At 52.4% G+C, this 13,220-nt stretch carries 9 protein-coding genes; 6 read left to right on the forward strand and 3 right to left on the reverse strand.

What is annotated here, in order from left to right:
- Positions 1-52: 52 nt before the first annotated feature.
- The 4 genes from E1J53_RS02120 to E1J53_RS02135 all read left to right on the forward strand — a co-directional run bounded on the left by E1J53_RS02120 (position 53) and on the right by E1J53_RS02135 (position 5,634).
- A complete protein-coding gene (locus E1J53_RS02120) occupies positions 53-1,843 on the forward strand; it encodes a hypothetical protein (RefSeq protein WP_134270330.1) in 1,791 nt (596 codons plus the stop codon).
- 15 nt (positions 1,844-1,858) lie between these two features.
- A complete protein-coding gene (galE, locus tag E1J53_RS02125) occupies positions 1,859-2,884 on the forward strand; it encodes a UDP-glucose 4-epimerase GalE (protein WP_134270331.1) in 1,026 nt (341 codons plus the stop codon).
- A 350-nt stretch (positions 2,885-3,234) separates the two neighbouring features.
- Complete coding sequence (locus E1J53_RS02130; protein ID WP_134270332.1) at positions 3,235-4,014, forward strand: MBL fold metallo-hydrolase; 780 nt, start codon at positions 3,235-3,237, stop codon at positions 4,012-4,014.
- A gap of 399 nt (positions 4,015-4,413) precedes the next feature.
- On the forward strand, positions 4,414-5,634 hold the full coding sequence (locus E1J53_RS02135; protein WP_134270333.1) for a hypothetical protein: 1,221 nt from the start codon (positions 4,414-4,416) through the stop codon (positions 5,632-5,634).
- 49 nt (positions 5,635-5,683) lie between these two features.
- Here E1J53_RS02135 and E1J53_RS02140 read toward each other — a convergent pair whose 3' ends face one another.
- Both E1J53_RS02140 and E1J53_RS02145 read right to left on the reverse strand, forming a co-directional pair.
- Entirely contained in the window at positions 5,684-6,031 is a 348-nt protein-coding gene (locus tag E1J53_RS02140; protein ID WP_134270334.1) for a hypothetical protein, read from the reverse strand.
- A 415-nt stretch (positions 6,032-6,446) separates the two neighbouring features.
- On the reverse strand, positions 6,447-7,136 hold the full coding sequence (locus E1J53_RS02145) for a hypothetical protein (protein WP_134270335.1): 690 nt from the start codon (positions 7,134-7,136) through the stop codon (positions 6,447-6,449).
- A gap of 576 nt (positions 7,137-7,712) precedes the next feature.
- On the opposite strand from E1J53_RS02145, the gene E1J53_RS02150 reads away from it, so the two are divergent.
- Positions 7,713-8,786, forward strand: a complete 1,074-nt coding sequence (locus E1J53_RS02150; protein ID WP_134270336.1) for a hypothetical protein — start codon at positions 7,713-7,715, stop codon at positions 8,784-8,786.
- Positions 8,787-8,823: 37 nt separating this feature from the next.
- Here the strand turns inward: E1J53_RS02150 and E1J53_RS02155 are convergent, their stop codons facing one another.
- Positions 8,824-12,096 carry a CHAT domain-containing protein gene (locus E1J53_RS02155; RefSeq protein ID WP_134270337.1) on the reverse strand — a complete coding sequence of 1,091 codons (3,273 nt, stop codon included), beginning with the start codon at positions 12,094-12,096 and terminating at the stop codon, positions 8,824-8,826.
- Between the two features lie 640 nt (positions 12,097-12,736).
- On the opposite strand from E1J53_RS02155, the gene E1J53_RS02160 reads away from it, so the two are divergent.
- Entirely contained in the window at positions 12,737-13,210 is a 474-nt protein-coding gene (locus tag E1J53_RS02160; protein WP_134270338.1) for a hypothetical protein, read from the forward strand.
- Positions 13,211-13,220: the final 10 nt, after the last annotated feature.

The raw sequence follows: 13,220 nt of genomic DNA on the forward strand, positions 1-13,220 counted from the left end.
GTACTACCAAAGAGGTCCGGGCAGTCGCCCGAAGATCGTACCTTCGCCGTCGATGAGTGACCCTAGTCAGTACTACCAAACCCTTTGGCAATCGGCTTCTACGGAAGCAGCATATTTTGCGCGTCGTTACGAACGATTTTCCCTGATTCGGCTCTTCCTCGTCCTGGCGTGGGTGGCCGGACTGATCCTGGTTTTTTCCTGGGACTGGCGTTTTGGCCTGCTATTTTTTGCCCTATCCGTACCCGTCATTGCCCGGGGCGTCCGGTGGCACCGCAGCCTCGAACGAGCGTCTTCCCTCGCCAGTATCCGGGCTAAGCTGGCCCGGGCGGAGCTGCAATCCCTGGAGCACGACTTCAGCGCCTGGGAAGACGGGAGCACCTTTCTGCATCCTCAGCACCCCTACGCGCTGGACCTGGATGTTTTCGGACCGCATAGTCTGTTTCAATTCCTCAATCGAACCGTTACGGCCCCCGGTCAGGCCTATCTGGCCGAGCAGTTGCTGGTGCCCGCGAAAGAGGAAGCGGCGGCGCGGACGCAGGTGCAAAGTATTGCCCTGGCGGCCGTGCCCGACTGGTGCATCGAGTTCCGCGCCCTCGGCGACGCCCTGGAGGATACCGCCCAACACCAGCAGCGGCTACTCGCCTGGCTGGACCGACCGGCCGTGGTGGAAGGTCGTTGGGACAAAACGATGCTCTGGCTGGCCGTCCCGCTGACCTTAATCTCCATTGCCTGGATGCTCTTCATGCCGATCTGGCAACTGGGCGTGCTTTTCCTCGTACCGACCTTCCTGCAACTGCGGAAATACAAGGAACGGATTGAACGCGAACACGCCTACGTTTCTGAGATGGGAAAACTGCTGGGGCAGTACGCCGATTTACTGGCCCAGTTGGAATCTGCTCCGGAAGTGGTGCAACCGAAGGCCAACCGTACGCCTTCGATCCCCGCCATGCGGCGGTTGGGGTACCTCATCAGTCAACTGGACGTGCGCTACAACCCCTTCGTGATTTTGCTGGAGGTGTCCGGATTATGGAGCTTGCAGTGGCTCTCCCGCCTGGACGCCTGGCGGGAAAGTCACCGGGCGGCCCTGCCCGGGTGGCTGGAAACGATGGCGCGGACGGACGCCCTGGTCAGTTGGGCGACCCTGCGCTTCAATCAGCCCGAATGGACCGATGCGGAATGGACCCGGGAGCCCCTCCTGGAGGCCAGTGAACTGGGGCATCCTCTGCTGCATCCTTCCAGCAGGGTGACGAACGATATCCGCATGCGCACCGACGGGCACATTCAGCTCGTGACCGGTAGCAACATGGCCGGAAAATCGACCTGGCTGCGGACGGTGGGGGTGAACCTCGTGCTGATGCAGGCCGGAGGCCCCGTATGTGCCCGGCACCTGCGCTCCGGCGCCCTGAACGTCTGGACGAGTATGCGCACCCAGGATGACCTGAGCGAAAGCACCTCGAGTTTTTACGCTGAACTGAAGCGACTGAAGGCCATCATTGAGGCCGTGGCGGACCCCCAACAGCAGGTCTTTTTTCTGCTCGACGAAATTCTCAAGGGAACCAACTCCCGCGACCGCCACACCGGCGCCCGGGCCCTTATTCGCCAGCTGATTCGGGACCTCGGGGCCGGGATCATCGCAACCCACGACCTGGAACTGGCCGCTCTGGAGGGAGAACCCGGCAGCAAGGTGGAAAATTATGCGATGGAGGTACAGACCGAAGGAGATCAGCTAACGTTTGACTATAAACTCCATCGCGGGGTGAGTAAGAGCTTTAACGCTACGGCCCTCATGGCCCGGATGGGCATCGAGATTCCGCCGGACGAAATCAAACTCCACCACGACTAAACACATTGACCCAGCATGAAGAAGAAAAGAATTCTGGTAACCGGAGGAGCGGGATACATTGGTAGTCATACCATCGTTGATCTGATTGAAAGCGGCTACGAGGTCGTCAGTGCGGACAACTTCCACAATGCCCGCCCCGAGACCTTCGCGGGAATTCGTGCGATCACCGGGGTGGAGGTGAAAAATTACGCCATCGACCTGGCGGACTCCCGGGCGGCCGCCGCCATGTTTGCCCGGGAAGAGTTTGACGGAGCCATCCACTTTGCGGCCTACAAACTCGTGGGGGAAAGCGTGGAAAAGCCGTTGGCTTACTTCCGCAATAACCTCAACAGCCTCCTCAACGTCATGGAGGGCCTACGGAGCCAGGGCAGTTCTAATCTGGTGTTTTCCAGTTCCTGTTCGGTCTACGGCAACGCCCGGGAACTTCCCGTGACGGAGGCCACTCCGCGGCAGGAAGCGGAAAGCCCCTACGCGCGGACCAAGCAAATGGGGGAAGACATCATCTTCGATTTTTGTCGGGCCAATCCCTACTGCCGGGCAACGATCCTGCGGTACTTCAATCCGGCCGGGGCACACGAGAGTGGCAAAATCGGGGAGGACCCCGCCAACTCCCCTTCTAACCTGGTGCCGGTCATCACGGCCGTAGCGGCGGGGAAACTGGAAAAACTCACGGTATTCGGGGATGATTATCCGACGCGGGACGGTTCCTGCGTGCGGGATTACATCCACGTGATGGACCTGGCCCGGGCCCACACCCTGGCACTCCGGCACATGCTGGAAGACAAGGTGCCCAATAATCCCGAGGTGTTTAACCTGGGCATCGGGGAGGGCCTGACGGTGCTTGAGGTGATCGATGCCTTCGAGCGGGTATCCGGCGTGAAGCTGAATTACGAAATCGGTCCTCGCCGCCCCGGTGACGTCGTGGCGGTATACGCCGACCGGACCCGGGCGGCCATCGAGCTGGGCTGGACGCCGGAGCGTGGAGTAGAAGACATCATGGCCACGGCCTGGGCCTGGGAGAAGCAGCTTGGCAAGGGATAGGCCGGTCGGTCAGGGCCTTGCCATGTTTGGGGACCATTTTCCCGAATACAGATGGGGATAGACCGATTGGCATCGGATCTAGGGTGATAAAAATTTCGCGTTTAAGCTATATATACATCTAGTGTTCGGACGCCATTTCACTCGGCTAGGCCTTCGTGAAACAAGCTTCCGACCACGGTTTAGCCCTGGTCTGAATAGTGTATGACGAAGCCGATAGCTTTCGGGGTCGGCAAGGAAGGTCCGGTCAGAACAGTGGATGTTTATCACCCTACATTGGATCAACTAAAAGAGTGCGCCAGTAGGGGCGGGAAACACAACCCTTCGGGATGCCTGATCATTTACTACTTACAATGACCTCAGAGCCAACTTTAACCATTGTGGGCACGGCTACCTCTCAGGGAGTTCCGGTGCTGGGCTGTGACTGTCCGGTGTGCACCTCCGGTGACCCCAGGGACCAGCGCCTGCGGGCGAGCGTGTTGTTGCGGAACGGAACGGAAACCCTGGCCGTAGACGCGGGGCCGGATTTTCGGACGCAGCTGTTGCGGGAGCGCGTGCACTCCCTGGCGGGACTTATTCTGACGCACGAACACAATGATCATACCGCCGGACTGGACGACGTGCGCCCATATTGTTTCCGGCAAAAGATTGATATGCCGGTGTATTGCCTGCCCAGAGTGGCCGAAGAGCTCCGGAGCCGGTTTGCCTACGCCTTTAGTGATTATCCCGGGGTGCCCCGACTGGACATCCGGGAGGTTGGCTTTGGGGAGGAGATCAACTTTAATGGGCGGGCCGTGACCCTGTTGGAGGTACTTCACGGCAAGCTGCCTATTTTGGGGTTGCGTATTGGCGACCTTGCTTACCTAACGGATGCAAAGACCCTGCCGGAGCGGACCCTGAGACAATTACGTGGGGTGAAGACCGTCATTATTTCTGCCCTGCATCACCAGGGGACCCATTCTCATCTTTCCCTGGAAGAGGCCCTGGAATACGTGGAGCGAATCGGTGCTGAACGTGGGGTAATCACTCACCTGAGTCACCGGATGGGGACCGCTGCAGCGGTGGAGGCCATGTTGCCGGATAAGGTCCGGTGCGGATTTGATGGAATGCGAATAATCATTGGCCGAAGCTAAGATTGGGCGGGAGCAAACTTCAGTAAAAAATCAGGAGGGACGATACTTGCATAGACAAGGATTGCATTTCTCCTTCCAATCACCCGATCTTTAGGGAATTAGGCCCAGGAGTGAAGCCTTTGCCCTTTTGGGAGAATTTACTTGTTTATAGTCTCGAAACGATTGGCCCCAATACGCAACTGCCGTATTGGGGTTTAATTTTGGTGAGATACCGGTGCGGAAGGAGGCTGGTATCGCGATAGGTGTTGGGGCAATTATTTAGCAGTTTTGCTTCACATCATCATATTTTAATCGACTTGTTTTATATAATTTATCCCCTTCATTTGTAGGCGCCTCAGAGGCAGCGTTAAACGCAGGGAATACCTATATTGGTGGTTCCCCTCACCTAAAATACTACTTGTGCAAGATCAAGAGTACCCATTAAATAAGTACCGCATTGACCTTGAAGAGACTTACCGCGAGCTGAAAGAAACAGAGTGGAGCAATAAGCACGAGCTTCCTAAAAAAATGGCGCTACTATCCTGGCAGGCGGATCGGCAGTACTTGCTTTATCAATGCCGACTCTTCATGCGGTATCAACTCTACCCTACAATATTCCGGGCGGACAAGCTGCCCCTGGCGGAAGAGCACTTTGAGGAGTTCAAGATGCTGTTGGGGCGACGGGCCGTGCAAATACAATCTGAGCCCATGCTACTGGCCTACCAAAAGGTCAGCACTATTTTTTCCAGGGAATTAAATGATCCTACGTTGGAAGACGAGGTTGAAGACTTTTTCTTCTTCATGGAGGCTAACGTATCGAAGATTACCCTGGAGGACTACGTGGACCTTTTGGGGTGCATTGGTTCTTTTGCTACGATGGCCAGTAATAAGGGAGTCGAGGCGATGGGGCCCATTAGCTTTCGGGCCAAGTTGATGGTGATTGACCGAAAGTACGGAGCTAGTTGGTCATCGGGAACCACCAACGACCTGCCGGCGTCCTACCTGACCAATGTGGTGATTCAGGCCATCAGATTCCGGGAAGAATTTGAATGGTCAATGGTGCCGGTTGACGGAATTGAGAATACGGACGAAAGCCGCAGTGTTCATGAGTGGGCGCACCGTTTCGTAGGTATTTATGGCAGTAAGGTGCATAGAAATGACCGGGGATTCTCCCTGGCCTTTTGTCGGGCGCTGCTTTTCCTGGATGAAGGGAAATACCGGGAGGCGATTCCTCACCTTAAAACGAGGAGTAAAACTAATCAGGATGAGCGAAAATTGGCGCTGAAGAAGCTCACCATCCAGACGTATTATGACCTGATGCATACGGGGCAAAAGGGAGACCCCCAGGCGGCGCGGAAACTGATCAAAAATTTTCCGGCCTTCTTGAAAAACTACGATGCGATGATTAATGATTTGGAGCTGCGTAAGCAGAAGCTTGCGTACCAGTTCCAGCTACATCGTAATTTCTTATCGGTTTTCCGAGAAATGCTCAAGTTGGAGGATTATTTGAATGATACCCCTGAATCCATCAAACGATCGCGTCATTTGAACGCAGAAAGAAAGCGACTGCTAGCGCAGCTGGCACAAAATGGTCGGAGCAGTGACCTCTGGTTGCAGGAACACTTAAGGAGGTTAAATTAAAAAGGGGAAGTAGCCGATCGGCTACTTCCCCTCTCACTCATATCGGGGGTTAGAAAACCCAAACCGCCAGAACTTCCGGACCACTTACGCCATGGTAATAAACCAGGAACCGGTTGGTAGGAGCCGAGGCCATCATCAAGGCTGACAATTGGTCAGTGGTGGTAGGCCAGAGAACTCCATCGGGAGTTTTGATGATTGCTTCGTTATCCGCGGTGGGAGCGGTAAAGGACCAAGTGGCCAGGTCAGACCCCGCAATTGAGGTCGGAGTGGCATTGGTCCCGCTGTTCGGAGACGCGGCCCAGTAGGCCAGATCTTCCGCGGATTGTGCGGATAAGGAAAATGAGCTGACTACGATCATTAGGGTGATCGCACTGATGAAAAACGATTGCTGAAGCATAGTGTCCAGTATTGAGGGATGGTCTCCTCTGTTTTGGCTTTGGAGAAAAGGCCATCAGTGCACTGAAATCTGCTATAGCTATCACGCCCGTCGGCGCGTGTCGACCAATTTGTTGGAGGCGGCTTTTCGGGGAGGTGGAGGCGTGACGATGGCACGGCTCTGCCTGGTCCCGGAGCTGCTCTCGGGAAAGCGAGGTTCATATTTTGTGTCGTTCAAGTTTTTGGATATCAGGGTTTTATGTGTAGGGTGGTGTTTGAGGGGATAGGTTCTGAGTAGGGTTAGGATGCTGACGCCTTGTAATCGCAGGCTGAGGGACAGACCTTTGGGGTAGGCGGGTAGCCTGAGGCTACCTCATTGTGATTCTTAGCCTGCCCGTGTAGTGCGGGCAGGTTTTTTAGCCTTGGGTAGTGGGTGGTCAGGCGCCGGGGAGGGTGTCCCGGGACGGACCGTATAGAATGCTTGAGAAGAGGAGGCCCAGCATCATGATGAGTAGGCCGGTTGGTAGCTGATAAAGAGGGATTCCGAATTGGGCTAATGCGTACTGGGCGGTGGCTTCCAATCGGCGCTTATTATTGCTCCGTATTGCTTCGTTCTTGCGGTGGAGTTGCTGGAAGGCAAGTAGGAGAGAATCCATACTGGCTTGCCGTTCACTGGCAAAGGACGATAACCTTTCATTGTCCTCACGCAAGTGGGCCGCCAATTGGCGATAGCCGTTCAGGCTATCCTGCTGAATACCGTTGCGTTGTTTCAATTGATCAACGTAGGTGTTGATCTTCGCCAGCTCATCATCGGCGGACTCAATTTGTCCCTGGAGGTTGGCGAGCTGCTGGACCTGGCGGTCATTGAGCTTCCGTAATTGAGATTTTTCCTCCCGGAGGGTGCCGATCTGGGCGTTGGCGTCCTCCAGGGCTTGTCGGGCCCGTTGCTGCTGTGCTTTAATGCCCTGGGCCCATTGTTTCCATTCGGCTAACTGCTGGTTTTGGTCACGAATGGTTCGTTGCTGAAAGTCCGACGTAACGCGATGTTCCACTCTCTTTTCATCCTGGAACTTATTAAAGTAGTACATCGCGACGCAAACTAAGAAAATTAGAAAGACGTACTTCATGACGAAGGTCTTGTTTGTAGACGGGCCATTTACTACCTTACGTATGATTACTACACTACGTACACCTAAAGCTAAAGATCCTTACTTCACTAGCTTGGCGGTAACAAATGTGCCGTCGGTTAGAGAATGGCCTGGTCTCCTTCCGTTGAAGGAGCCAGGCTCTTTTTTTGCGGCAAAACAAAGGAAGGGCGTTTTTCCCGAAAAAACAAGTGATTCGATTAAAAAAAACGGATCTTAATTCTTTTTTCTTTGAAATGATTCAAAATAAAAAATTATAAATTGACGATTCGTTTCTTTAATTTGATTATTTTATCTCATATATTGTATGGTATAATCGAAACAATTATCTTTGCGCCCCCACGTTTAGTTTTTTTCTGAATCACGATTGCCTCCCTTGGTGGCAAGCCTAAAAAATGAATCCGCTGTAGCCTTCATCAGAATGTGTTTCGATTACCGAAAATGACCGGACGATTCTTGATAGCCGCATGACTCAACCAAATTATGACCAATTCACCTAATGTATCCCGGGGCCAGGGAAGGCGCGTTTCTGGTAAGCCACTCTCCGTTAATTCTGATATGACTGCCAAGCAGTTTGCCGACAGCCTAAAGAAAGCCGAACGAGAAGTTGAGGAAGTCGCCATTAATGGATTTCATCATTTCCTTTTATGTAGTGGCCCGAAGAAGCGAGAACGCCTGACATCCCTGATTACCAATACGCCCGTAACGGTAAAATTTGAAGATGATTTCCCCTTTACTCAGGACGAGCTTCGACTACGGGCGAAGATCAACTCCTTTTTCGTCCAGCCAAAGGAAGATGAGACTAACCGGAACCTGAGCTATGTTCCCGGTGATCAGATGACGATTGAGGAAAGGACCAAACGAGCCGCGCTAAAAAAGCAGCAGATCGCGGAGTTTGATCCGGACACCCAAAGGTTACGGAGGCGAATTGTCCAGTTAAAGGCCGAGCGTCTGACCGAAAGAGATATTGTAGACATTCTGAAGGAGGAAAAACTCAAGACGAAGAATAATAAAGAGATTCTGCAGGGTACGGTAAACCGGCTTTACCGTTCATATCTCGACATGTATGATAATCTGTTTCCACGCAGGGGGTTAAACCCTGCATTGCTTGGCCCCGACGACGATTCTGTAGACAGCCATGCACATAAAGATGTTACCAGCCCGATGAAGGCGAGCTCTGGATTAAGGCTGCTGGGAATCGACAAGGACTACAAAATGTTAAATGCGGAGGAGTATCTTGACCTTGCTTTTCCACTTGATGAATTTCCCCGAGAAGGAGTTTTTCTTAAGTTTTACCTGAATGGGGCGTATGAACCCCTAAGCGGGGACCTGAGATTTATTGACGAGCAAGTGGAAAAAGAAGTGAATGATCGTGCTCCCATTCTCGTAGAAACTTTGAGAATTCCACTGCGACATTTGGATGAAGCGGGTAAAATCTCTATTGATATCAAGGAGGAGACCTTACTTCGGCCGGGGCTTTACCGGGTAGAGCTTTTTGACGAAAAGGCAATGAGCGATAATGAGCCTCTCCGGATTTATGGATTAAGAATTGGGGAAAAGTTTACCGAAGTACCAAAGGTTCGCATGACCTGGTCCAATCGCAGGGGGCAATACGTTCCGGGTATGGCATAGTGCCCTTGTCTACTGCGCCAGGAGCCATAAGCTTGTGTCATTGCCCCGGATTTAGCAGGGCCTTTACGTCGGACCACTTCAGGGTAAGGTCTCCCATGAGGGTGTAACCTCCCCAGTGGATTGGATGACGGTGGGAAAGCCGTCGCCGCGGATGCCCCTCGATCATCCCCCCCCGTCGAATGTCCTCTATGGTCTGCATGATGGCTTCGCCAAGGGTAGTGTCTCCCTCCTCCAGCCAGTATTCCATGAAGAGCTCGCCGAAGAGTGCGGCGGTTGTTGAAGTAATGGCTACGTGTGTTCCGATGACTGCCTGTACGCCTGCCCATAAGTAGGCCGACATCAAGGAATTGGGGAGATACCCTATCCGGTGGTCACCCTGAGCGGCTTCGCACCCATTCAGGAAGACGAGAAAGCAGTTTCGCAGATCATTTTCCTTGATTTCGTCCAGGTACAGATGTTTTGGGTTGCGGTCAAAGGCATCCCCGTAGTGACGGTCTTCTCTCTCCTTCTTGGCGGATTTCTTTCCGGAGAGGATGAGCTTTTTCCTTCCGTACTTTCTTTCCTCGTAGCTGATGTGGCCATAAAAGTATTTGATCAGGGCAAATGGGCTGCCCTGGATGACATGATCTTTGATGGTGTCCATGCCCGTAAGGTCATCCGGCAGGAAAATTGCGCGGTAATTTAAGTTCAGGTTTTGGGTGATGTGCTTCAAGGCATCAAAGATGAGAACCCCCTGCTTGGTTTCTTCATCCGGCGGAGAGGAGGCCTGTCTAACGGCCAGAAAGCTCAGCATGGAATTCAGCGTATCCGCGGACGGCACCTGATCATCCGGTGGAGTCGAAGTTTTTCTGAGTCGCCAGAGCCAGCTTACGGAAGGGATGATGGCAAGTTGATACCGTAGCCCCAGAAAGTCGAGGTGGTTGAAGTCCCGTTCTTCTCCGGCATCCGGAAGGTCTCCGGTGTAGAGCATACTGAGGGGAAGGCGCTGCAGATGTTCATCGTTGGAGACCAAATACAGCCGGTCAATGGATTTCGGGATAGAAACCTTCTCGAAAAGGAATTCGGCAAGGGCCCGTCCCGTCCGCAAGAAAGTCGAATTGATGGCGTCGGCCTCCTGCGGTGTTAACTGCTTCCCGATGATCGTATCCGGAAGGTGCTCATTGGTCTTCTGATACCTCAACGTTTTCTGCTCGACCACGAGCTTCCGATTGTGATCATCCTGCAGGCTTTCGATGACCTTGGCCAGGGCATTTTGAAAATCTGCGGTCAGGCTGATGAAGGTATCCATCGACCGACGCTGCTCATCGTCGGTAATGGCGACGAACTTACGGTGAGAATCTCCCTTGGCAGTTTTCGCCAGTACGTAAGCGTAGACGTGTCGGTAGCCCGTATAAATGGCCAAAACTCCACCTCCGCCATCACCATCAAAATGTTCTATGACTGCACTTTCGGAAGGGTAGGAGCCCACCCGCCAGGCGGGGTTTTTGCCGGTTCCCTCACCCAATTGGTCCATGTGGTACTGAGACACATCATTGGCGAACGAAAAGAACTGTTCGTTATATTCATCCGTCAGGTCTTCTTCATTGCTGTGCAGGAGCCGCCAGAAGCTTGCCGTTTGTAGAATGTGCATTTTCCCCAGGGGCCCAAGTTGTGCGTTAGGTTCCACTTCCGCCAGCTTTCCGGGAAAGCGAGGACTCCGGCTGACGTCTGGCTGAGAAAACATAAACACCCGGTGAATGCGATCCATCCGATAGTCCTCCTCCTCCTGGCTGACCGGCTGGTAAAGGGAGGCCGCTTCGAGCATAAGTTCCCCCACGGACCGGTGCTCTTTCAGCAGAGACTCCCGGGATTCGCTGAAGGTCAGCCAGGTTAAACACTCCGATATCTTTTTTTCACAGCGGTGATAGCCGGCAGCAACCGCTCGGAACACTTGCCGGGGAGAAGCGTCAAATATCGTGGGGTATTTAAGGGTAATGAACTTGCATTCCATTTCTCGCTGCTCCGTCCGAAAGCACTGATAGCGGTCAACGACCTGGTGCATCGCTCCGGAAGCGGCTTTCTGCAGCGCGATTGATTGTTCCCGTTCTCTTTTATCCCGCTGAATAACGTCCAGCGGTTTCCGATTAATTTTTTTCGCTTTGGCCAGGGAGAATTCTGCCCGTTGGAGGTATTTTTTGGCCTCCTTTTTCTTCCCCTCCTGGGCGAAAGCTTCGGCCAACATCCAGAGACACTTACCCCGGTGGTTGTAGGCCCGGACCAGGGTAGGGTGGGGAACGTGATTGAAGAATTTCAATCTCATTTTGATCTCCCGGCGGTAGAGGCGATCGGCCTGTTTTAACCGATGGACCACCCAGGGAATGTATTTTCGTCCGTTCATGCCCAGGACCGCATAGGCGGCCACCAATTTCGCCCGGGCCCTCAAGCGCAGATGGTGGGCCTTTCGCCGATGGTTCTTCCTGCCCTTGAGTGCATGATGGGTAATCCGCATGGCGTCAGCCATGGGCTCGTTGAATTTATCTTCCCAGGATAAGGTTTGGTGAATGGGGGGCTTATCCTCCCGGTGCAAAAGCTCCTTGGCATGCTTACGCCAGTTTTTTCTGGCCATGCCCACCACGTAACGCGCCCGGAGTTCATCTAATTCTGCGTAGCAGAGGTGCTTCCGGTCTTGGTGCTCAAAGGACCTTTTGTACACCAACTCAGCTTTTTCCAAGTAGTCATAAATTTCCTGCATTTGTTTCCAGTCAAAAAATGACCGGGCGAAGGCCGTGTGAATACGGCCCAGCGTGAGTGGCGCCTGACCATTTTGCTGGTTTTTCTTACCGTAGAAGAAATAGTTATAGGCCAGCCCATAATCCATCCGGGCGAGTGCGTGATCGCGGTCGCGATTCAGGGTTTTTCCTCGTAACAGATGAATGCGGGGTAGTAAAAAATTCTTCGTTCCGATGTGCTTGTTCTCATGGCGGTCAATCTCCTGGAGCAACTTAGAGAGCATCTCCCGGCAACGATGATTGTATCCCTGATGGTAGGCGATCTCCGCCCGCAGTAATTGGATCTCGAATTTCCATTTGCCTGCCTTTCCCAGGGAGGAGATTATGTTTCCACGAGAAGGTCCCGTAGGGTCCGGACGCTGATCCAGGTATTTTTCCACCTTGCGGTGACCGTAGTAAATGAGCCACAGGTGCATGGCATTGATGAATGCCTTTGCGGCCTTGTTCGGTTTGGTCTGCCGGAGTTCTTCATAAGTGCTTAAGTAGGCCTGGCTATCGGAAGCATAGTCATTGGCGTACAGATAATCATAGTACTTTTTCATGCCCAATGTGCTGTAGTCGTCCCTTATTGAAACTGCCCGAATCAAGGCTAATGCCTATTCCGGAAATTTCCCTTCATACCCCCATACATAAAACATGGAAAAGGTATCCATCAAGCGAATGGAAATGTGGAGAGGAAATGGACTGGAGTAGTTGGTTTGCAGATCGCCAGCGAGTAGTTAAATGTGAAATTTTCGACCGGAAATATCAATGTTTTTTCGGCAGCAAAACGCGTAAAAAGAAGACTGCAGTTTTTTCGACATTTTTTTCTGCAAAGCTAATGTCTGATTATCAGCTACTTAGAAAGATGTTATTTCAAGATATTTTTTTGAAAAAAAAGTTCCGTTGCCGCTTAGGGTGAAAAGCCCTAAGGAAGCGGTGATATTTGAAGTGCAGTTGTTTTGAATTGTTTTTAGATAATTCAATGATACTTTATCAATGAGTTTGTCTATTGTTTTTTACATGATTAGCCAATGTTTTTTTTGCCCCTGAATCCCTATTAGTGAAGTGTCTCTTATAGTAATTCTATTCGTTTTTGGAAGTAAACACCTAAACCCTATTATTAACGGATTTTGTACTCATGAAGGGAGCACTTAGCTAAGTGTGCAATAAACCTTTCCACAAAATCACTCTCCTGAAATTATGATTACCGTTGAATTGCGAATCCGCCATACCGAACAGGCATGGTCTGGACAAAAAATTGCCTTCAGTATCGTCGGACCCAAGCGCGGCTGGACGAAGACAATGACTACGAACAAAGAAGGGAAAGTGACCTTTCGGATAAAGCCCGGCAACCGAGCGATTCTATACCACAACGGGGTACGCAAAATGATCTGCTCCCTAAAGGAGTGCAACCTGATTTATCACGATTTTTCCGAGAAAGAAATGGTCTCCCCGCCCCCCGGTCAGCGCACAAGCTCGTTCATTCCGGAAATTCAGAACTCCCGGGTAGCCATGGCAATTGCTCCACATGCACTTGTATTGCCTGATCCGGACGGCCTCCTTTTACCGACGACGCCATCTACGGTGCTTCACCGGGAAAGTTTTGCACCTGCGCTCGCGCCATTACAACAGCTTTCACCGGTTACCTACGGAGGTAGACGGCGGGAGGAATAAGCCCGATGTG

The sequence above is a fragment of the Lewinella sp. W8 genome (assembly GCF_004375085.3).
In the GTDB taxonomy this organism is placed as follows: domain Bacteria; phylum Bacteroidota; class Bacteroidia; order Chitinophagales; family Saprospiraceae; genus Neolewinella.